At 56.8% G+C, this 20923-nt stretch carries 18 protein-coding genes; 3 read left to right on the forward strand and 15 right to left on the reverse strand.

All coding sequences use genetic code 11. The annotated features are described in order from the left end of the window. Nucleotides 1-33: 33 nt before the first annotated feature. A complete protein-coding gene (gene nrdB, locus FHW04_RS18390; protein WP_031376222.1) occupies nucleotides 34-1164 on the forward strand; it encodes a class Ia ribonucleoside-diphosphate reductase subunit beta in 1131 nt (376 codons plus the stop codon). Between the two features lie 2 nt (nucleotides 1165-1166). After that, nucleotides 1167-1427 carry a class I ribonucleotide reductase maintenance protein YfaE gene (gene yfaE / locus FHW04_RS18395; protein ID WP_031376223.1) on the forward strand — a complete coding sequence of 87 codons (261 nt, stop codon included), beginning with the start codon at nucleotides 1167-1169 and terminating at the stop codon, nucleotides 1425-1427. 100 nt (nucleotides 1428-1527) lie between these two features. On the opposite strand, the gene FHW04_RS18400 is transcribed toward yfaE, so the two are convergent. Next, nucleotides 1528-2724: a nicotinamide mononucleotide deamidase-related protein YfaY gene (locus tag FHW04_RS18400; RefSeq protein ID WP_089561981.1), complete on the reverse strand. Its 1197-nt coding sequence runs from the start codon at nucleotides 2722-2724 to the stop codon at nucleotides 1528-1530. Nucleotides 2725-2970: 246 nt separating this feature from the next. Further along, nucleotides 2971-3282 carry a stress response protein ElaB gene (elaB, locus tag FHW04_RS18405; RefSeq protein ID WP_031376225.1) on the reverse strand — a complete coding sequence of 104 codons (312 nt, stop codon included), beginning with the start codon at nucleotides 3280-3282 and terminating at the stop codon, nucleotides 2971-2973. Nucleotides 3283-3618: 336 nt separating this feature from the next. On the opposite strand from elaB, the gene FHW04_RS18410 reads away from it, so the two are divergent. Beyond that, nucleotides 3619-5277, forward strand: coding sequence for a glucan biosynthesis protein D (locus FHW04_RS18410; RefSeq protein WP_069728987.1), 1659 nt, complete (start codon nucleotides 3619-3621; stop codon nucleotides 5275-5277). Nucleotides 5278-5620: 343 nt separating this feature from the next. Here FHW04_RS18410 and FHW04_RS18415 read toward each other — a convergent pair whose 3' ends face one another. From FHW04_RS18415 to FHW04_RS18475, 13 genes are all read right to left on the reverse strand, one after another. Then, a complete protein-coding gene (locus FHW04_RS18415; protein ID WP_069728988.1) occupies nucleotides 5621-6079 on the reverse strand; it encodes a GNAT family N-acetyltransferase in 459 nt (152 codons plus the stop codon). Nucleotides 6080-6208: 129 nt separating this feature from the next. After that, nucleotides 6209-7666, reverse strand: a complete 1458-nt coding sequence (gene nuoN / locus FHW04_RS18420; RefSeq protein WP_031376228.1) for an NADH-quinone oxidoreductase subunit NuoN — start codon at nucleotides 7664-7666, stop codon at nucleotides 6209-6211. 6 nt (nucleotides 7667-7672) lie between these two features. After that, complete coding sequence (gene nuoM, locus FHW04_RS18425) at nucleotides 7673-9193, reverse strand: NADH-quinone oxidoreductase subunit M (RefSeq protein ID WP_031376229.1); 1521 nt, start codon at nucleotides 9191-9193, stop codon at nucleotides 7673-7675. A 210-nt stretch (nucleotides 9194-9403) separates the two neighbouring features. Further along, nucleotides 9404-11239, reverse strand: a complete 1836-nt coding sequence (gene nuoL / locus FHW04_RS18430; RefSeq protein ID WP_089561980.1) for an NADH-quinone oxidoreductase subunit L — start codon at nucleotides 11237-11239, stop codon at nucleotides 9404-9406. Then, nucleotides 11236-11538 (reverse strand): NADH-quinone oxidoreductase subunit NuoK, encoded by a 303-nt coding sequence (gene nuoK, locus FHW04_RS18435; RefSeq protein WP_003854236.1) that lies wholly within the window; start codon nucleotides 11536-11538, stop codon nucleotides 11236-11238. Before nuoK ends, nuoL begins: the two co-directional genes overlap by 4 nt. Continuing rightward, entirely contained in the window at nucleotides 11535-12086 is a 552-nt protein-coding gene (gene nuoJ / locus FHW04_RS18440) for an NADH-quinone oxidoreductase subunit J (protein ID WP_031376231.1), read from the reverse strand. The genes nuoK and nuoJ overlap by 4 nt, the downstream gene beginning before the upstream one ends. A 10-nt stretch (nucleotides 12087-12096) precedes the next feature. Next, entirely contained in the window at nucleotides 12097-12639 is a 543-nt protein-coding gene (nuoI, locus tag FHW04_RS18445; protein WP_031376232.1) for an NADH-quinone oxidoreductase subunit NuoI, read from the reverse strand. Nucleotides 12640-12650: 11 nt separating this feature from the next. Further along, nucleotides 12651-13628, reverse strand: a complete 978-nt coding sequence (gene nuoH, locus FHW04_RS18450; protein WP_046288193.1) for an NADH-quinone oxidoreductase subunit NuoH — start codon at nucleotides 13626-13628, stop codon at nucleotides 12651-12653. Beyond that, complete coding sequence (gene nuoG, locus FHW04_RS18455) at nucleotides 13625-16348, reverse strand: NADH-quinone oxidoreductase subunit NuoG (protein WP_031376233.1); 2724 nt, start codon at nucleotides 16346-16348, stop codon at nucleotides 13625-13627. Before nuoG ends, nuoH begins: the two co-directional genes overlap by 4 nt. Before the next feature lie 114 nt (nucleotides 16349-16462). Next, the gene (gene nuoF, locus FHW04_RS18460; RefSeq protein WP_031376234.1) at nucleotides 16463-17803 is read right to left on the reverse strand and encodes an NADH-quinone oxidoreductase subunit NuoF; all 1341 of its coding nucleotides are present in this window, start codon (nucleotides 17801-17803) and stop codon (nucleotides 16463-16465) included. Between the two features lie 2 nt (nucleotides 17804-17805). After that, on the reverse strand, nucleotides 17806-18321 hold the full coding sequence (nuoE, locus tag FHW04_RS18465) for an NADH-quinone oxidoreductase subunit NuoE (protein ID WP_046288191.1): 516 nt from the start codon (nucleotides 18319-18321) through the stop codon (nucleotides 17806-17808). A 2-nt stretch (nucleotides 18322-18323) separates the two neighbouring features. After that, entirely contained in the window at nucleotides 18324-20123 is a 1800-nt protein-coding gene (gene nuoC, locus FHW04_RS18470; protein ID WP_031376236.1) for an NADH-quinone oxidoreductase subunit C/D, read from the reverse strand. Between the two features lie 116 nt (nucleotides 20124-20239). Next, nucleotides 20240-20917 (reverse strand): NuoB/complex I 20 kDa subunit family protein, encoded by a 678-nt coding sequence (locus FHW04_RS18475; protein ID WP_009089012.1) that lies wholly within the window; start codon nucleotides 20915-20917, stop codon nucleotides 20240-20242. Nucleotides 20918-20923 lie beyond the last annotated feature (6 nt).

Consider the following 20923-nt stretch of genomic DNA (forward strand, 5'->3'; position numbering starts at 1 on the left):
CGGCTTCGCTTCGTTCACTTTTGGACATTTTTTATGGCTTACTCCACTTTCTCACAGAACAAAAATGACCAGCTGAAAGAGCCGATGTTTTTCGGTCAGTCGGTAAACGTGGCGCGCTTCGACCAGCAGAAATATGACATCTTTGAAAAGCTGATCGAAAAGCAGCTCTCCTTCTTCTGGCGTCCGGAAGAGGTCGATGTCTCACGCGATCGCATCGACTATCAGGCGCTGCCGGACCACGAAAAACACATCTTCATCAGCAACCTGAAATACCAGACCCTGCTGGACTCGATTCAGGGCCGTAGCCCGAACGTGGCGCTGCTGCCGCTGATCTCCATTCCTGAACTGGAAACCTGGATCGAAACCTGGGCATTTTCCGAGACTATCCACTCGCGCTCCTACACCCACATCATCCGCAACATCGTTAACGATCCGGCGGTGGTGTTTGACGATATCGTCACCAATGAGCAGATTCTGGCCCGTGCCCAGGATATCTCACGCTATTACGACGATCTGATTGAGATGACCAACTACTGGCATCTGCTGGGCGAAGGCACCCATCAGGTCAACGGCAAATCGGTCACCGTCAGCCTGCGCGCCCTGAAGAAGCAGCTCTATATCTGCCTGATGAGCGTTAATGCGCTGGAAGCGATCCGCTTCTACGTCAGCTTCGCCTGTTCATTCGCCTTCGCTGAGCGCGAACTGATGGAAGGCAATGCGAAAATCATCCGCCTGATCGCCCGTGACGAAGCGCTGCACCTGACCGGCACTCAGCACATGCTGAACCTGCTGCGCAGTGGTGAAGACGATCCGGAGATGAAAGAGATTGCGGCGGAGTGCCGTGAAGAGTGCTTCGAACTGTTTAAGAAAGCCGCTCTGCAGGAAAAAGAGTGGGCGGAATATCTGTTCAGCGGCGGTTCAATGATCGGCCTGAACAAAGATATTCTCTGCCAGTACATTGAGTACATCACCAATATCCGCATGCAGGCGGTCGGGCTTGATCTGCCGTTCCAGACGCGCTCTAACCCGATCCCATGGATCAACTCATGGCTGGTCTCTGACAACGTGCAGGTCGCGCCGCAGGAAGTGGAAGTCAGCTCCTATCTGGTCGGTCAGATCGATTCAGAAGTGGGCGAGAACGACTTCGACGACTTCCAGCTGTAATCATGAGCCGTGCCGTTGTTATTTTGCGCAGCTCCGGTGCCCGACTGGAGAGCGCAGACGATCACCCTAATCTGCTGACCCTGCTGGAAGCTAACAACCTGTGCGTGGAGTTTCAGTGTCGGGAAGGCTACTGTGGCTCCTGCCGGATGCGTTTGCTGAAAGGCGAAGTGCACTACCCGCAGAGGCCGCTGGCGTTTGTTCAGCAGGACGAGATCCTGCCCTGCTGTTGCAAAGCCAAAGGCGAGATCGAGCTTGAGTTATAACTGAAGCGGCGTTCCCCGGACTTACAGCCACCTGGGTTAAGTTGGTCAGCATTCTGAAACAAAACGGGCGCCTCAGGTGCCCGTTTTGTTTTCACTGAAATCACTGCCTGACCGTTTCAATCACATCAATCCAGCCGTGACCGGTAGTGACTTCACTGCCGTGCAGCCAGCGTCGCAACATATTCATCGCCATCATCGCCACCACCTTTTGCCGCGTCTCCAGATTATGCCGGCCGGTACTGAACTTCACGCGCTGGCCCCAGCTGCCTGCGGGCGTATGCAACGCCACCGCAATCTCCTCCTGCTGCAGGTCGCCAACCGAGAGCGCCAGCGTCGCCTGTTGCTGCGTCGCCAGTTCACGGCTTCGCGCCACCTGTTGCGTCAGCGTTTCCTGCTGCGGCGGCAGAATCTGTGCGCCACGCAGCGGCACGCCGGCTGCGGCCAGCTGCCAGTTAAGCAAGCCGGCGGTGTACTGCTCACTGAGCGTCAGCTGATAATCACGCTGCTGTAGCTCGCGGGCCAGCAGTGCCGGCAATCCCGCGGTGCCTTCATAAAGGGTGCACTCCGCCAGCTGCAGCCGCACCTGCTGCCACACCTGCTCCATCGCCACCCGCTGACTGGCCGGACCGGTCAGTTTGATCTCGATGATCGGCATTGAGGAGCGGTAACCCATCACCACGCCCTCCGGTAAGCTCAGCGGTTCGAGTTCCGCCGCGAGGTCGCTTTCGCCACGACCAAAAGTGGTCAGGCGCAGACAGATTGGCGGCTCGGGCGAGGAAAATCGGGCTTTCAGACGCGGAATGATCTGCTGCTCAACCATCACTTTAAATTCAGACGGCACGCCAGGGGTGAAGAACATCCAGCAGCGGTTCAACTGCAGGGCGAAGCCGCAGGCGGTGCCGACCGGATTATCAATCAGCTCGGCATTGGCCGGGATCTCCGCCTGTTTGCGGTTGCTGGCCGCCATCACCCGGCCGCGACTGGCGAACCAGGCTTCCATTTGCGTCAGCCACGCCTGTTGCAACTCCAGCTCAACACCGCAGGCCTGCGCCGCAGCCAGCGCGCTGAGATCGTCACTGGTCGGTCCCAGCCCACCATTAACAATCAGCACATCCGCCTGCTGGCTGCGCGCCTGTAGCGTGCTCACCAGCGATTCAAGGGCATCGCCAACCGTGGTGCGGCTGGTCATCGGTAAACCGTGCTGGAACAAAATATCGGCCAGCCAGGCCGCATTGGTATCGACGATTTGGCCGTGCAGCACCTCATCCCCGGTTGAAAGCATCTCTACTCTGATCACGTTGGTTCTCCTTATGCCGGTCGCTTTACTGTAGGAAGTCCGCAGATGAAACACAATCAGCATCGCTGACCGCTGACCACCAACGGCGCTGACGGTCTGACCGCGAGGGAGTCGCACGCTGGCGGCACGGCGGGGAGATAGCTGATAGCGGGAGTCGACAAGGCACGGCGGAAACGGCAACAAAAACGGCGGGGATCGCCCGCCGTTTTTATCATCAGTATGCTGTTACGGTGCCGTCAGAGGTAATCAGCGACGCGCCAGCAGCAGGCCGAGTACCAGACCGGCAGTCGCGCCGATACCGATGCCCTGCCACGGTTTCTCATGCACGTAATCATCGGCACGGTAGGCCGCTTGTTTAGCACGATAGTAATAGCTGTCGGACGCCTGGCTGACACGGGCTTTAACGTCATGCAGCGCCTGTTCCGCTTTGGTTTTAAGCTCGATATATTTTTGATCCGCCGGATCACCTGATGACTTCAACACTTCTTCCAGCGTTTCGGTCAGCAGCGTAATATCATCATCCAGGTTGGTTTCGAATTGATCAGTCTGATTTACCATCATTTCCTCCGTGTGAATTGCAAAGCAGTCCATTAACTATAGCCCCAATCTGGCGCTCTGCCGGTTTACCGCACCAGGAATCACCTGATAATTCATTTGCTAACGCCATCCAGACCAGCAGGATAACAGCTGTGCTTTCGCAAAGAAGTGTAAGACGCCGCGGCAAACACCGAATTTCGCTTCGCTTCTTTGATTAATCTGATAAATTTTCTCCGGACTGAATTTTCACGTCACCCGACTGTCGTACCCTCCTGTTGCCTGTGATTATCGGGCCATAAAAGTGCATTTCGCACGACAGTCACGACAAACTCGAACAGCTAAGGAATGATCTCTGGCATGAATCGAAGAATGTTTATGAAAGCGTCAATGGCCTTCTCCGCCGTCAGCGGCATGACCGGCCTGTCAACGCTGTTTGCGCAATCCGCCTGGGCAGAAGATGGCATTGCTGACGGAACCGCAGTACGCTTCGATTTCGACGTATTGAAGAAGAACGCGGCCGCCCTGGCGAAGCAACCCTGGAGTGGCGCGCCAGGCGCGTTGCCGCAGACGCTGGCGACACTGACCCCGCAGGCGTATAACGAAATTCAGTATGACGCTAACCATTCACTGTGGAACAACATTCCCGACCGTGAACTTGACGTTCAGTTCTTCCACGTCGGGATGGGCTTTAAACGCCGTATCCGCATGTTCTCAGTCGACGGCGAGAGCCGCCAGGCGCGTGAGATCCACTTCCGTCCTGAGCTGTTCAACTACAACAATGCCCACGTTGATACCAAACAGCTGGAAGGCAAAACCGATCTCGGCTTTGCCGGTTTCCGGGCGTTTAAAAAGCCGGAACTGGCGCGCCGTGATATCGTCTCCTTCCTTGGTGCCAGCTACTTCCGTGCCGTTGACGAAACGTTCCAGTACGGCTTATCCGCCCGTGGTGTCGCCATCAACACCTTCAGTAACGGTCAGGAAGAGTTCCCGGATTTCACCGCGTTCTGGTTTGAAACGCCGAAAGCGGAAGACACCACCTTTACCTGTTACGCGTTACTCGATGGGGCCAGCATTACCGGTGCCTATAAGTTCATCATCCACTGCGAAGATAAACGCGTGGTAATGGAAGTGGAAAACCACCTGTTTGCCCGTAAAGAGATCCGTCAGATTGGTATCTCGCCAATGACCAGTATGTTCAGCTGCGGCACCAATGAACGCCGCATGTGCAACACCTACCATCCTCAGATTCATGACTCCGATCGCCTGGCAATGTGGACCGGAAAAGGCGAATGGATTGCCCGTCCGCTGAATAATCCGCAGCGCCTGCAATTCAATGCTTATGAAGACGAGAACCCGCGCGGATTTGGTCTGTTGCAGCTTAATCACGACTTCAAAGATTATCAGGACGTGATTGGCTGGTATGACAAACGCCCGAGCCTGTGGGTTGAGCCGGTCGGTAAATGGGGTAAAGGCGCGATCAATCTGATGGAGATCCCGACCACCGGTGAGACGCTGGATAACATCGTCTGCTTCTGGCAGCCGGCTGAACCCGTGAAGGCAGGCAGCGAGCTGAACTTCTCCTACAAACTCTACTGGAGCGGTCTGCCGCCAGTTCGCAGCGGTCTGGCGCGCGTCGATGCTACCCGCACCGGTATGGGTGGTTTCCCGGAAGGCTGGGCACCTGGCGAACACTTCCCGGAAACCTGGAGCCGTCGCTTCGCCATCGACTTTATTGGTGGCGATCTGCAGGCTGCGGCGCCGAAAGGCATTGAACCGGTGATTACCGTTTCATCCGGCAGCGTGAAGCAGGTTGAGATCCTCTACGTGGAACCGCTGAAAGGCTACCGTATTCTGTTTGACTGGTATCCAAACAGCGATTCTACCCAGCCGGTGGATATGCGTCTGTTCCTGCGCAGCAAGGAGGAAACTCTGAGTGAAACCTGGCTTTATCAGTACTTCCCGCCCGCACCGGACCAGCGCAAATATGTTGATGACCGGCAGATGACGGTGGGTTGATGTAAACAGGCGAGGCTCAGGCCTCGCCTTTTCATACCGGTAAAGTCTGCACCGATTAGCGGTGAGATCGAACCTGCTCAGGGAACACGGTCAGATCGGAAAGACGCAAAAGCTGTCATCCATGACTGCTCGGCCCGCGCGATTACGCACCTCATCCCTGAGGTACGCCCTTAGCCGGGCCAACGCTTTGCGTTGTTCAAAAACGCTCCCGGCGTTTTTGTCCCTGCCGCGGGACGCTTTCCTCTTCTGACCTTGCTCCCTTCGCCTTAAACTTATCGATTGCTTCCAGACTCACCTTGATTTGGCTATGCCACTATTCCAGACTGAGATTTATTCGCCTTTTTTATGGCGCGTTCTTCAGCATATCGACGTGAGGGATCCCATCTTCCAGGTAGTTCTCCCCCACCGCGACAAAGCCATGCTGCCCATAGAAACTTTCCAGATGCGCCTGCGCGGAGAGAAACAGATCGCGGCCCGGCCAGTGCTGCTGACAACTATTGATTGCCTGCTCCATCAGACGATTACCCAGCCGCGCACCGCGCACGCTATCGGATACGATTACCCGGCCGATCTTTACCGGACTGGCCGCATCGGCCGGGGCCAGCAGCCGCGCATAGGCGACCAGCTGGTTGTCGTGCATTCCAAGCAGATGACGGTTGTCACCCTGTAGATCGTCGCCATCCACATCCAGATAGGCGCACTGCTGTTCCACCACAAACACCGCGCAGCGCAGTGCCAGCAGCGCATACAGCTCGGTAGTGGTTAGTTCACGATGATGTTTATCCAGCCAGGTTATGTCCATAGGGTCTCCTTGTCAGCTTACTTACTTTAGCGGATCGGCCTGTGGCGGAACAAATCTCCGCCGCGCGCAGGCAAATTGCGGGCAAAAAAAATCAGGCCCGCAGGCCTGATTGTCTGGTAAGGGTCGAACTTACATCAGCGGCTGGGCCATCTGTACCAGCGTAATCAGTGGCTGCGGGTAGACCCCTAACAGCAGCACCAGAATCGCTGAAATCAGCACCACTACACCGCCAGCGGTAAAGGCCCAGTTAGCAGGCGTATCGCGGGTATGCAGTTCCGGCGGGCTAAGATAGAGGCTCACCGTGACGCGCAGATAGTAGTAGAGGCCAATTGCACTGCCCGCTACCACCGCACCGGTTAACCACCACAGGTGCGCGCTGACGCCCGAGGCGATAACGTAGAATTTACCGATAAAGCCGAGCGTCATCGGGATACCGGCCAGCGACAGCATCATCACCGTCATCACGGCTGACAGGATCGGACGATGCCAGAACAGACCACGATAGGAGTAGAGCGAATCGGCATCCGGACCACGATACGGGCTGGACATCAGGCTGACCACGCCAAACGCGCCGAGGCTGCTGAACAGGTAACCGGCCAGATAAACCCCGGCCGTTTCCAGCGACAGCTGATGATCTTTCACCGCAATCAACGCCACCAGCAGATAACCGAGGTGGGCGATAGAAGAGTAACCCAGCAGGCGCTTGATGTTGCTCTGCGAAATCGCCATCAGGTTACCGAACAGGATCGAGACAAACGCGATCACGCCCAGTACCGTCCGCACCGCTTCACTGTCGGTCACCGGCGCGTACATGAACAGACGCATAATCACGCCGAAGATAGCAATCTTGCTGGCGGTTGCCAGGAAGGTTGAAACCGGCGCAGGCGCACCCTGATAAACATCCGGCGTCCAGAGATGGAACGGCACCAGCGAAAGCTTGAAGCCGAGACCGATGATCATCATGCCCAGACCCACCAGTAACAGCGGCTCCTGAATCATGCTGTCGGTCAGGCTCTTGCCAAGCGTCACGAAGCTCAGGTTACCGGAGTCTGCGTAAATCAGCGCAATACCAAACAGCAGGAACGACGAGGCCGCCGCCGACAGGATGGTGTATTTCAGCGCCGCTTCCAGCGAACGTTTCTGGCGGAAAGCGTAGCCAATCAGACCAAACAGCGGCAGTGACAGCAGCTCAATCCCGATGAACAGCGCCGCCAGATGGTTAGCGCTGGCCAGCACGATGCCACCGAGTGCCGCAATCAGCACCAGCAGATAGAACTCATCTTTGTTGTCGGGGAAATCTGTCAGCCAGGGATAAGCAAAGGTGCAGGTTGCCAGACTCGCCAGTACCACCAGCGCGGTATAGAAAATGGAATAGCCATCAACCCGCAGCAGCGGCGTGACATCCATCGCCCCGACCTGGCCGACAAAGTAGAGTGACAGCAGCGCCAGGTTCAGGCCCACCACCGTTAGCGTGGCGTTAACGAAGTGGTTGCGTCGCCAGGCAATGGACAGCATCACAACCACCACCGTCAATCCGACGATTAACAGCGGCAGCAACGCGATCAATTGTTGAGGAGTTATTGTCATGGCGAATTACGGCCTTGTAGTTGAAATTGAAGCGGTAAACCACTGCTGAATATTGCTCATGGCAGCGTGCGAAGTATCCAGAATCGGCTGTGGATAGACGCCCAGCAGCACCAGCAGCACCACCAGAACCCCGATGGTCAGAAACTCACGCGGCGACATGCCCGGCAGCGGATCTTTCGATTTCGCTTCGCCATAGTAAGCGCGCTGCATCATCACCAGCGAGTAGACCGAGGCGAACACCAGGCCAAAGGTGGCGATGACGATAATCACCGGCACCACCTGGAAGCTGCCGGTCAGAATCATAAATTCGCCGACGAAGTTACCGGTGCCCGGCATCCCGAGGTTAGCCACGGCAAAGAACAGCGACAGGCCAGGGATCCATTTAATCCGTGACCACAAGCCGCCCATCTGACGCATGTCACGGGTATGCAGACGCTCGTACAGCTGACCACACAGGATGAACAGTGCCGCGGCTGACAGGCCGTGCGCAATCATCTGCACTACCGCACCCTGGAACGCCAGCTGGCTGCCGGTGTAGATCGCAATCAGCACAAAGCCCATGTGCGAGATTGAGGTGTAGGCGATCAGACGTTTGATGTCGGTCTGCGAGAACGCCATCCAGGCACCGTAGAAAATACCGATGATGCCTAACCACATGGCAATCGGCGCGAACTCGGCGGAGGCGTTCGGGAACAGCGGCAGGCTAAAGCGCAGTAAACCGTAAGCCGCCGTCTTCAGCAGAATACCGGCCAGGTCGACCGAACCTGCAGTCGGTGCCTGACTGTGTGCATCAGGCAACCAGCCGTGCAACGGAACCACCGGCATTTTCACCGCGAAGGCGATAAAGAAGCCCAGCATCAGCAGATACTCGACACCGCTCGACATTGGCGTTTTCAGCAGCTGCTCGTAGTTAAAGGTCCAGACGCCGGTGGCGTTGTAGTGGACGAAAACCAGTCCCAGAATCGCAATCAGCATCACCAGACCTGACGCCTGGGTATAGATGAAGAATTTGGTGGCGGCGGTAATACGGGTTTTACCGTCAGAGGCTTTATGACCCCAGAGCGCGATGAGGAAGTACATCGGCACCAGCATCATTTCCCAGAAGAAGAAGAACAGGAACATGTCGATGGCAAGGAACACCCCGATCACGCCACCCAGAATCCACATCAGATTCAGGTGGAAAAAGCCCTGATACTTTGAAATCTCATTCCAGGAACAGAGCACCGCCATCAGGCCGAGCAGGCCGGTCAGTACCACCATCAGCAGCGACAGACCGTCGATGGCGACATGGAAGCTGATGCCGAAGCGTGGGATCCACGGTACGGAGAAACTTGACTGCCACTGCGGAATGCCCGCTGCCTGCGTCAGTGAATAGCCTCCCTGCAACCAGAGTTGCAGCGAAAGCGCCAACGTCAGCCCCATGGTGATCAGTGCGATCCAGCGTGGCACCTTCGCGCCGAGGCGCTCGGTCAACCAGCAAATCAGACCACCGACGAAGGGTATGATAATTAGCCAAGGTAATAACACGGCACACTTCCCTTTTCTTTGTCTTAGTTCGGGCTATCTTACTTGCCATTTTGGCTCCCGGCAGTGCTCGCAATCCTCACATACTTCAGTATGCTCCGGTTGCTGTGCGCTGGCGGTAACCAAACTGGCCGCGACGATAACGCCCTTGCTCAGGACAATTTTTGACATTCTCAATGGGCAGATTAGCTAACCTGCCCCGCTCATCAATCTTTAAATCACCAGCAGCAGAGCCAGCACGACCACGGCACCGACACTCATCGACGCAACGTACCAGCGCAGGTACCCGTTTTCACTGACCACCAGACCTTTATTGGCGATACGTGAGAACAGCGCGGGCAGGTTCATCAGGGCATTCAGTGGATCACGTTTCAGCAGCCACGCAATACCGAGGTAAGGTTTGACGAACACTTTGTCGTAAAGCCAGTCGAAGCCCCATGCAGCGAACCACCAGGTACCGAAGAAACGGCCCGGCGCACTGTTAGCGATCTTCGTTACCAGCTCACGTTTGCCCAGCCACAGCGCGGCAGCGATCAGAATGCCGACCACAGCGACCACGCCAGAGGTGATTTCAAGTCCCACTTTACCGGCTTCACCAAACTCATTGGCAGGCAGTACGCCAGCCAGTGGCGGCGTAATCAGCGCGCCGATGAAGGTGGAAAGCAGCAGCAGCACAATCAGTGGCAGATGATGGGTAATGCCTTTACCGGCATGCGCATGAATTTTCTCTTCACCATGGAACACGATGAAGATCATGCGGAAGGTGTAGATAGAGGTCAGGAAAGCGCCCACCAGACCGGCAACCATCAGGTTGATGTGACCGTTGGCCAGTGCGCCAAACAGGATCTCATCTTTACTGTAGAAGCCCGCGGTAATCAGCGGCAGCGCCGCCAGCGCCGCGCCGCCCACCAGGAAGCAGGTATAAACCAGCGGAATGCTCTTACGCAGGCCGCCCATCTTAAAGATGTTCTGCTCATGGTGACAGGCCAGGATCACTGAACCGGAGGAGAGGAACAGTAACGCTTTAAAGAAGGCGTGCGTCATCAGGTGGAAAATCGCCGCATCCCACGCCTGGACGCCCAGCGCCAGGAACATGTAGCCAATCTGGCTCATGGTGGAGTAAGCGAGTACGCGTTTGATATCGGTTTGCACCAGCGCGGCAAAGCCAGCCAGCACCAGGGTAATCGCCCCGATAATGCCGACCAGATGCAGCACTTCCGGCGTCAGCAGGAACAGACCGTGACTACGGGCAATCAGGTAGACACCGGCGGTCACCATGGTCGCGGCGTGGATCAGTGCCGAGACCGGCGTCGGACCGGCCATCGCATCTGCCAGCCAGGTCTGCAGCGGTAACTGCGCCGATTTACCGACCGCGCCGCCCAACAGCATCAGCGTCGCCCACTGCAGCATGTGGTTGTCTGCGGCAAAGTGCGCCGGTGCCAGTTCCATCATCTCGCGGAAGTTCAGCGTGCCCAGCTCGTTGTAGAGAATGAACAGCGCGAACGCCAGAAACACGTCGCCGACACGGGTGATGATGAACGCTTTCATCGCCGCTTTGCCGTTGTCCGGATTGCTGTAGTAGAAGCCGATCAGCAGATAAGAGCAGAGCCCTACCCCTTCCCAGCCGAGATACATCAGCATCAGGTTATCGGCCAGTACCAGAACCACCATGCTGGCGATAAACAGGTTGGTGTAGGCGAAGAAGCGCGAGTAGCCCTCTTCACCGCGCATGTACCAGGAGGCGAACATGTGGATGAAGAAACCGACGCCGGTGACCACTGACAGCATGGTCAGCGACAGGCCGTCCAGCGTCAGGTTCACTTTCATATCAAAATTGCCGACATGCATCCAGGTCCAGAGCGCCTGAGTATAAGCCTGCTGGCCGTTGGCGAAGAAGTCGATGCCGACCATCACCGTGGTCAGCGCCGCCAGTCCTACCGATCCCATACCAATAGCGGCCGACAGATTTTCTGACCAGCGACCACGGGAAAACGCTAACAGCAGGAAGCCGATCAGCGGAAACAGTACTGTTAAATAGAGAAGATTCATCCGCGCATCTCGCTCACAGTGTCAATGTTCAGCGTCTGACGACGACGATAGAGCTGGAGCAGCAGCGCCAGGCCAATACTCGCTTCGGCGGCGGCCAGACTGATCGCCAGGATATACATCACCTGTCCATCGGCCTGCCCCCAGTAGCTCCCCGCAACCACCAGTGCTAAGGCGGCGGCGTTAATCATGATCTCCAGGCCAATCAGCATAAACAGCAGATTGCGGCGGATCACCAGCGAGGTCAGACCAAGGACAAATAGCACGGCAGCAAGTATCAATCCATGTTGTAACGGGATCATGCATTCTCCTTTTTCGCTTGCGCGGCGTCAGAAACGCGGTTGCTGAGAACTTCACCCTGACGATCTTCACGACCGACGTGGAACGCCACTACCAGACCCGCCAGCAGCAGCATTGACGCCAGTTCAACCGCCAGCACGTAAGGACCAAACAGGCTGATGCCGACCGCTTTCGCGTCGATAATGGTGCCGTCAATGCCCTGATCGTTAGCGGTCAGGATGGCGTAGACCATGACTACCAGCAGCAACAGCGAGACCAGGCCAGGCCCAATCCACAGTGACGGACTCAGCCACTCGCGCTCCTGCTTCTCAGTCTGTTTGCCCAGGTTCAGCATCATCACCACGAAGACGAACAGCACCATAATCGCACCGGCGTAAACGATGATCTCCAGCGCGCCGGCAAAATAGGCGCCCATAGAGAAGAAGACGCCGGCAATCGACAGCAGCGAAATGATCAGGTACAGCAACGCATGTACCGGATTAGTGTGGGTAATGACGCGCAACGTCGTCAGCACCGCCACCAGCCCGCAAAGATAAAACGCAAATTCCATGCCTTGCTCCTTAAGGTAATAAGCCTTTGACGTCGATAGGCTTAGCTTCATTTTCCGCTTCGCCTTTATCTTTACCGTCAATCGCCATACCCGCCATGCGGTAGAAGTTGTATTCCGGATATTTACCCGGACCCGAGATCAGCAGATCGTCCTTCTCGTACACCAGATCCTGACGCTTGAACTCACCCAGTTCGAAATCAGGCGTCAGCTGAATCGCCGTGGTCGGACAGGCTTCCTCACACATGCCGCAGAAGATGCAGCGTGAGAAGTTGATGCGGAAGAACTCCGGGTACCAGCGACCATCTTTGGTTTCCGCTTTCTGCAGCGAAATACAGCCGACCGGACAGGCAACGGCGCACAGGTTACAGGCTACGCAACGCTCTTCGCCATCCGGATCGCGGGTTAACACGATGCGGCCGCGATAGCGTGGTGGCAGATAAACCGGCTCTTCCGGGTACATCTGCGTTTCACGTTTGGCGAAGGCGTGCAGGCCAATCAGCCAGATACTGCGGACTGTCGTGCCGAAGCCAACGACAATATCTTTTAAAGTCATTTGTTAACCCCTTACTGCGCTGTGTAGAGAATCACTGCGGCGGTCGCCAGCAGGTTCAACAGCGTCAACGGCAGACACACTTTCCAGCCGAACGACAGCACCTGGTCATAGCGTGGACGCGGAAGCGCAGCACGAATCAGGATGAACATCATCATAAAGAACGCCGTTTTCAGGGCGAACCAGATGAACGGCGGCAGGAATGGGCCATGCCAGCCACCAAAGAACAGCGTGACGATCAGCGCCGACACGGTGGTAATCGCCACATATTCGCCGACAAAGAACAGGCCGAACTTCATACCGGCATATTCAATGTGGTAACCATCGGCCAGTTCCTGCTCGGCTTCCGGCTGGTCAAATGGATGACGGTGACACACCGCAACGCCAGCAATACAGAAGGTTACGAAGCCGAAGAACTGCGGAATGATGTTCCACAGGTGCGTCTGGCTGTTGACGATATCGTTCATGTTGAACGAGCCCGCCTGCGCCACCACACCCATCAGCGACAGCCCGAGAAACACTTCGTAGCTCAGCGTCTGCGCCGAAGCACGCATCGCACCCAGCAGCGAGTATTTGTTGTTACTCGACCAGCCAGCGAACAGCACGGCGTAGACCGCCAGGCCCGCCATCATCAGGAAGAACAGCAGACCGATATTCAGGTCCGTCACCATCCAGGTCGGCGAAACCGGCACAATCGCAAACGCCAGCAGCAGCGACACGAAAGCGATAACCGGTGCCAGGGTGAAAATGAAGCGGTCGGTAAACGGCGGGACCCAGTCCTCTTTAAAGAACATTTTGATCATATCCGCCACCAGCTGCAGCGATCCGCCCCAGCCTACCCGGTTCGGTCCGTAACGGTTCTGGAACAGGCCGAGCAGACGACGCTCGGCAAAGCTCATGAACGCGCCACAGGCCACCACCACCAGCAGAATGACGATGGCTTTACCGATGGCCAGCAGAATGTCGATAACATCCGGTGTTAACCAGCTCATTGCGCCGTCTCCTGCAGTTTGTCGATTTTTCCGTTCGCCAGGAACGGCGGTACACCCGGCATGCCCAGCGGCAGGCCAATCTGTCCCGCCTGCAGTGACGCTGAGAAACGGACCGGCAGACGTACGGTTTCACCGGCACAGGTAAACTCAACGGCTGCGCCGTTGTTAACACCCAGTTTCGCCGCATCATCCGGGTTAATCACCAGCATCGGCTGCGCCATGCGCTGCTGGAATACCGGCGAACGCTGTGACATCTCTTCACTGCCAAACAGCTGATAGTAAGGTGCCACGCGCCACTGCGTTTCGCTGACAAACGCCGCAGGGACGTTGCTGAACCACGGCAGCTGGGCGGCGCTGGCTTCAAACAGGCGTACGCCCGGATCGCCATTACGCAGTTTACCGCCCACTTCAACCTGGAATTTGTTCCACGCCTGCGGTGAGTTCCAGCCCGGTGCCCAGGCAAACGGAATCTGCGAACGTGGCGCGCCTGGCTGGTTGTTGCCTTCCATTGAGAAGGCGAACATGGTGTCCTGATCCTGCGGCTGACGCGGTTCGTGCACGCTGATGTTGGCGCGCGCGGCGGTACGGCCACTGGAACGGTGCGGTGAACGCGACAGTTTCTGCCCGCGAATACGGAAGCTGGCATCCGGCGCCGCATCCTTGATGCCGGCCAGCTGTGGCAGATGACTCACCACCGCATCGATCACGTGGTCCAGCTGCGTCCAGTCGACGTGACGACTTTCCAGCGTGCTGTGCAGCGAATGCAGCCAGCGCCAGCTTTCAAGCATCACAATGCTGTTGTCGTAGTAGGAAGGATCGTAAACCTGGAAGAAACGCTGTGCGCGGCCTTCATGGTTAATCGAGGTTCCGTCACTTTCGGCGAAGCTGGCGGTCGATAACACCAGCCCGGCTTTCTCCAGCGTAGCGGTACGCTGATGATCCACCACAATCACGTTGGTGGTCTGTGCCAGTGCCGCATCAACCAGCGCTTTCGGTGCATGGCGATAGAGATCGTTTTCCAGCACCACCAGCGCATCGGCTTCACCGTTGCTCAGTTGCTCCAGCGCGCTTTCCAGCGTATTGCCGCCCATCAGGCCAAGACCCACACTGTTGGCATGTCCCGCCAGCAGCGTTATCCCGACATCGGCACCGCGCGCTTTCAGCGCTTTGGCCACGTTGGCAGCCGCTTCGATCATCGCGCTGCTGCCGGAATGGGTACCGGAAATGATTAACGGTTTTTTCGCGCCGGCCAGCGCCTGCACGATAACATCCATCTTGCCGTTCAGTTTGCTGTCGAAATCGGTCACCGCCGGAGCAGTTTCATCCAGCGCGTTGGCGATGGCGAAACCGAGGCGCGCCTGATCTTCAACCGGTGCACGGTAGCTCCAGGCAGCGATATCATCCAGACGGGTTTCATCGACGTTAGTGATAAACAGCGGATGTTTGGCGTTCTGACCGATGTTGAGAATCGCTGCAATCTGCCAGTCTGCCACTTTCTGGGCGGCAGCCATGTCGCGCGCCTTGCCTTTAACGGCCTGACGCACTGACAGCGCCACGCGTGCGCCAACCTGGGTCAGATCTTCACCCAGCACCAGCACCGCATCGTAGCTTTCAATTTCGCGCAGCGATGGCGTGTAGATCCCGCCTTCACGCAGTACTTTCAGCATCAGTTCCAGCCGGGCCTGTTCGCCAGCCGGCATCCCGGTGGAGAAGTTTTCGGCGCCAACCAGCTCACGCAGCGCAAAGTTGCTTTCAACACTGGCGCGCGGCGAACCGATACCAATCACTTTTTTCGCCTGACGCAACAGATCTGCGCCGGCATTAACTGCCTGTTCTGCGTTCAGCGTCACCCAGTCGTTGCCGCGCAGCAGCATCGGCTGGCGGGGACGATCTTTGCGGTTAACGTAGCCGTAACCAAAACGGCCACGGTCACACAGGAAGTAGTGGTTTACCGTGCCGTTGTAGCGGTTCTCAATGCGGCGCAGCTCCCCGTAACGCTCACCCGGACTGGTGTTACAGCCAACGCTGCACTGCTGGCAGATGCTCGGAGCAAACTGCATATCCCATTTACGGTTATAGCGTTCAGAGTGGGTTTTATCGGTGAACACGCCGGTCGGGCAGATCTCAACCAGGTTACCGGAGAATTCGCTCTCCAGCGTGCCATCTTCCGGGCGACCGAAATAGACGTTGTCGTGCGCGCCATAGACCCCGAGATCTTTGCCGTCGGCATAATCTTTGTAGTAACGCACACAGCGATAGCAGGCGATACAGCGGTTCATCTCGTGAGAAATGAACGGGCCAAGATCCTGATTGCGGTGGGTACGTTTGGTGAAGCGATAACGGCGGAAGCTGTGGCCGGTCATCACTGTCATATCCTGCAGGTGACAGTTACCCCCTTCTTCACAGACCGGGCAGTCGTGCGGGTGGTTGGTCATCAGCCACTCCACCACGCTTTCGCGGAACTCTTTCGCTTCGCCATCGTCGATGGAGATAAATGTGCCGTCAGAAGCCGGCGTCATGCAGGACATGACAAGACGGCCGCGGGTATCTTCGGCATTCTGGAATTGCTTTACCGCGCACTGGCGGCAGGCCCCAACGCTTCCCAGCGCCGGATGCCAGCAAAAATAAGGAATATCAAGGCCCAGAGAGAGACACGCCTGTAGCAGGTTGTCCGCTCCGTTCACATCATACTCTTTACCGTCTACATGGATTGTAGCCATAGTGACATGCTTCCGTAAGGCTCGTCAGAAACGAGCGTTAATCAAATTCTTGCCCCGACACACTGCGATTATCGGGGCGGCGGCACCAGGCCTGATTCCGTGTGCTGCGGCGAATTACCAGCGCGCTTTCAGCAGGTTTGGCTGAATCCCGCCAATCGCGCGGGTATTACCGAACACCTGCGGCGCAATGCCGGCTTCAAACTCTTCACGGAAATATTTAATCGCACTCTGCAGCGGCTCAACCGCACCCGGCGCGTGTGCGCAGAAGGTTTTACCCGGGCCGAGCTGACGGCAGAGTTGCTGTAAGGTTTCGATGTCGCCTGGCTGACCCTGCTTCTGCTCCAGCGCGCGCAGAATTTTTACGCTCCACGGCAGACCGTCACGGCATGGCGTACACCAGCCGCACGATTCACGGGCGAAGAACTCTTCAAGATTACGCACCAGCGAAACCATGTTGATTTCATGATCGACTGCCATCGCCAGCGCGGTTCCCAGACGGCTGCCGGCTTTACCAATGCTGGCAAACTCCATCGGCAGATCCAGGTGCTCATCCGTCAGGAAGTCGGTCCCTGCCCCGCCTGGCTGCCAGGCTTTGAAGCGCAGTCCGTCACGCATCCCGCCGGCGTAATCTTCCAGAATTTCACGTGCAGTAATGCCGAACGGCAGTTCCCAGACGCCAGGATTTTTCACCCGACCGGAAAAGCCCATCATCTTGGTGCCGGCGTCGTCACTTTTCGAGATGCCTTTGTACCAGTCGACGCCGTTTGCCAGGATGGCCGGCACGTTTGACAACGTTTCCACATTGTTAACGCAGGTCGGTTTACCCCATGCGCCCGCACTCGCCGGGAACGGCGGTTTGGAACGCGGGTTAGCACGACGGCCTTCCAGCGAGTTAATCAGTGCTGTCTCTTCGCCGCAGATATAACGACCCGCGCCGGTGTGCACAATCAGTTCGAAGTCAAAACCGGTGCCGAGAATGTTTTTACCGAGATAGCCCGCTTCGGTGGCTTCAGCAATCGCCCGGCGCAGATGCACCGCAGCTTCAATGTATTCGCCACGCAGGAAGATGTAGCCACGGTAAGCCTTCAGCGCAAAGGCACTGATCAGCATCCCTTCCACCAGCTGGTGAGGCATCTGCTCCATCAGCAGGCGGTCTTTATAGGTGCCCGGCTCCATTTCATCGGCGTTACACAGCAGGTAACGGATGTTCATCGACTCATCTTTCGGCATCAGGCTCCACTTCAGGCCGGTGGAGAAGCCCGCACCGCCGCGCCCTTTCAGGCCAGAGTCTTTTACTGCCGCCACGATTTCGTCAGGTGACATGCTGTTTAACGCTTTTTCAGCGCCGGCATAACCGTTTTTACTGCGGTATTCATCAATCCACACCGGCTGCTTGTCGTCGCGCATCCGCCAGGTAAGAGGATGGGTTTCAGCAGTACGAATGATAGTTTTCAATGTCATTGATACTGCTCCAGCAAAGTGGCGATGCCTTCAGGCGTCAGATGCACGTGGGTGTCTTCATCCACCATCATCGTTGGCCCTTTATCGCAGTTGCCCAGACAGCAGGTCGGCAGCAGGGTAAAGCGTCCGTCCGCCGTGGTCTGGCCCGGTTTGATATTCAGATTCTGTTCCAGCGCAGCCTGAATGCCCTGATAGCCGGTGATGTGACACACCACGCTGTCGCAGTAACGGATGACATGGCGGCCAACCGGCTGACGGAAGATCTGGCTATAGAATGTCGCCACACCTTCCACATCACTGGCCGGAATGCCCAGCACCTCAGCGATAGCGTGAATCGCGCCATCCGGCACCCAGCCGCGCGCTTTCTGCACGATCTTCAGCGCTTCGATTGAGGCTGCACGCGCATCTTCATAGTGGTGTTTTTCGTGCTCAATGGCGTGATGTTCTTCCGCGCTCAGCACGAAGACCTCGTTGGGGTCGATCGTTTTAATGGCAATGTGTTGATCGTGCATAATTAGCGGTCCACGTCTGACATAACAAAATCGATACTACCGAGGTATACGATCAGGTCGGATACCAGGCTGCCGCGGATGACTGAAGGAATCTGCTGCAGATGCGGGAAGCTGGGCGTACGCACGCGGGTGCGGTAGCTCATGGTGCTGCCGTCGCTGGTCAGGTAGTAACTGTTGATCCCTTTGGTCGCTTCAATCATCTGGAAGGATTCGTTGGCCGGCATTACCGGGCCCCACGAGACCTGCAGGAAGTGGGTGATCAGCGTTTCAATATGCTGCAACGTCCGCTCTTTCGGCGGCGGTGTGGTCAGCGGGTGATCGGCTTTGAACGGCCCTTCCGGCATGTTGTTCAGGCACTGCTCAAGAATACGCAGCGACTGCCACATCTCTTCCATCTTCAGCTGGACGCGGCTGTAAGCATCACTGATGCCGGAACCGATTGGGATTTCGAAATCGAAGTTTTCGTAGCCGGAGTACGGACGCCATTTACGCACGTCAAAGTCGAGACCGGTGGCGCGCAGACCAGCACCGGTGGTGCCCCACGCCAGCGCTTCTTCCATGTTGTACGCGGCAACGCCTTTGGAACGACCTACCAGCACGCTGTTACGCAGGGCGGCTTTGTCATATTCCTTCAGGCGCTTCGGCATCCAGTCAAGGAAGTCACGCAGCAGACGTTCCCAGCCTTTCGGCAGGTCGTGCGCCACGCCGCCAATGCGGAACCACGCCGGGTGCATACGGAAGCCGGTAATGGCTTCAACCACGTCATAAATTTTCTGGCGATCGGTAAAGGCAAAGAACACCGGCGTCATGGCGCCAACGTCCTGAATAAAGGTCGAAATGTAGAGCAGATGGCTATTGATACGGAACAGTTCTGACAGCATCACGCGGATCACGTTAACGCGATCCGGTACCACGATACCGGCCAGTTTCTCTACTGCCAGCACATAAGGCATCTCATTGACGCAACCGCCAAGATATTCGACGCGGTCGGTGTAAGGAATGTAGCTGTGCCACGACTGACGCTCACCCATCTTTTCGGCACCGCGATGGTGATAACCGATGTCAGGTACGCAGTCGACGATCTCTTCGCCATCCAGCTGCAGAATGATACGGAAGGCCCCGTGCGCCGACGGGTGGTTAGGACCAAGGTTGAGGAACATGAAGTCCTCATTGGCGGTGCTGCGCTTCATGCCCCAGTCTTCAGGCTTGAAAGTCAGCGCCTCCATCTCCAGATCTTCTTTCTGTTTGGTCAGCGTAAACGGATCGAATTCGGTGGCGCGCGCCGGGTAGTCCTTGCGCAGCGGGTGACCTTCCCAGGTCGGCGGCATCATAATGCGGGTCAGGTGCGGGTGACCATCAAAGGTCACGCCAAACATCTCCCAGGTCTCACGCTCATACCAGTTGGCATTCGGGAAAAGGCGGGTGAGGGTCGGCAGGTGCATATCATTTTCAGATAACGCTACCTTGAGCATGATGTCGCGATTACGTTCAATCGACAGCAGATGATAGAAAACGGAAAAATCCGCAGCAGGTAAGCCTGCGCGGTGGGTACGTAAACGCTCATCCATGCCATGCAGGTCATACAGCATGACGTAAGGCTTGGGTAATTTACGCAGGAACTCGGTGATTTCCAGTAGCTGTTCACGCTTCACCCAGACTACCGGAATACCGGTGCGGGTCGCCTGAACGGTAAAGGCATCCGGCCCAAAACGGTTACGCAACTCGCCGATCACCGGGTCATCCAGGTGATCACGGGTTTGCCATGAAGGCTGAGCGAGATCTTGCGTGGTCAAATCTGTCATACGTTACTCACCATTCCGGCCTGGTCTCAGGCACTCAAATGAAGGCGTCAGGATGGGGCCATGCATTAAATTGTGATGTTCTGCTGCAGGCGCGGTTTGCCATCCATACGGTTAACTTACACTTCGTCCGGGCTACGCAGGTTAGTGACCGCAATGCGCTCACCGCGTTTTCTCTCACGCTCGGATTGCATGTTGGCGCGGTAAACCCCCTGATCGCCGACCACCCAGGAGAGCGGACGGCGCTCTTTGCCGATCGACTCCTGCAACAGCAGCAGCGCCTGCATATAGGCTTCCGGACGCGGCGGGCAGCCAGGAATGTACACATCAACCGGCAGGAATTTATCCACGCCCTGCACCACGGAATAGATGTCATACATGCCGCCGGAGTTAGCGCAGGCACCCATTGAGATCACCCATTTCGGCTCCAGCATCTGGTCATACAGACGCTGAATCACCGGGGCCATTTTGGTAAACGGCGTACCGGCGATTACCATAAAGTCGGCCTGACGAGGCGAGGCACGCATAACTTCGGCACCGAAACGTGCCACGTCATGCACTGCGGTAAACGAGGTCGTCATCTCTACATAACAACAGGAGAGGCCGAAGTTGTAAGGCCACAGGGAGTTTTTACGTCCCCAGTTCACCATGTCGTGCAGGGCATTTTCGAGTTTGCCCATGTAAACGCTGCGATGAACGTGCTGCTCCAGCGGATCGCTGACGATTTCCTGCTTTTGCAGAGGATAACGGTCGTTCTCACCACCGTTCGGGTCTATGCGGGTGAGCGTATAGTCCATCTTATT

Origin of the sequence: Pantoea sp. AN62 (assembly GCF_050432985.1) — a bacterium.
In the GTDB taxonomy this organism is placed as follows: domain Bacteria; phylum Pseudomonadota; class Gammaproteobacteria; order Enterobacterales; family Enterobacteriaceae; genus Pantoea; species Pantoea brenneri.

Excerpts from the sequence above, each read along its gene's own strand:
- nuoL (WP_089561980.1), bottom strand. The coding sequence starts at position 11,239 with ATGAATCTTCTCTATTTAACAGTACTGTTTCCGCTGATCGGCTTCCTG.
- FHW04_RS18410 (WP_069728987.1), top strand. The coding sequence starts at position 3,619 with ATGAATCGAAGAATGTTTATGAAAGCGTCAATGGCCTTCTCCGCCGTC.
- nuoI (WP_031376232.1), bottom strand. The coding sequence starts at position 12,639 with ATGACTTTAAAAGATATTGTCGTTGGCTTCGGCACGACAGTCCGCAGT.
- FHW04_RS18415 (WP_069728988.1), bottom strand. The coding sequence starts at position 6,079 with ATGGACATAACCTGGCTGGATAAACATCATCGTGAACTAACCACTACC.
- nuoN (WP_031376228.1), bottom strand. The coding sequence starts at position 7,666 with ATGACAATAACTCCTCAACAATTGATCGCGTTGCTGCCGCTGTTAATC.
- nuoJ (WP_031376231.1), bottom strand. The coding sequence starts at position 12,086 with ATGGAATTTGCGTTTTATCTTTGCGGGCTGGTGGCGGTGCTGACGACG.
- nuoE (WP_046288191.1), bottom strand. The coding sequence starts at position 18,321 with ATGCACGATCAACACATTGCCATTAAAACGATCGACCCCAACGAGGTC.
- nuoG (WP_031376233.1), bottom strand. The coding sequence starts at position 16,348 with ATGGCTACAATCCATGTAGACGGTAAAGAGTATGATGTGAACGGAGCG.
- nrdB (WP_031376222.1), top strand. The coding sequence starts at position 34 with ATGGCTTACTCCACTTTCTCACAGAACAAAAATGACCAGCTGAAAGAG.
- FHW04_RS18475 (WP_009089012.1), bottom strand. The coding sequence starts at position 20,917 with ATGGACTATACGCTCACCCGCATAGACCCGAACGGTGGTGAGAACGAC.
- nuoC (WP_031376236.1), bottom strand. The coding sequence starts at position 20,123 with ATGACAGATTTGACCACGCAAGATCTCGCTCAGCCTTCATGGCAAACC.
- yfaE (WP_031376223.1), top strand. The coding sequence starts at position 1,167 with ATGAGCCGTGCCGTTGTTATTTTGCGCAGCTCCGGTGCCCGACTGGAG.
- elaB (WP_031376225.1), bottom strand. The coding sequence starts at position 3,282 with ATGGTAAATCAGACTGATCAATTCGAAACCAACCTGGATGATGATATT.
- nuoH (WP_046288193.1), bottom strand. The coding sequence starts at position 13,628 with ATGAGCTGGTTAACACCGGATGTTATCGACATTCTGCTGGCCATCGGT.
- nuoK (WP_003854236.1), bottom strand. The coding sequence starts at position 11,538 with ATGATCCCGTTACAACATGGATTGATACTTGCTGCCGTGCTATTTGTC.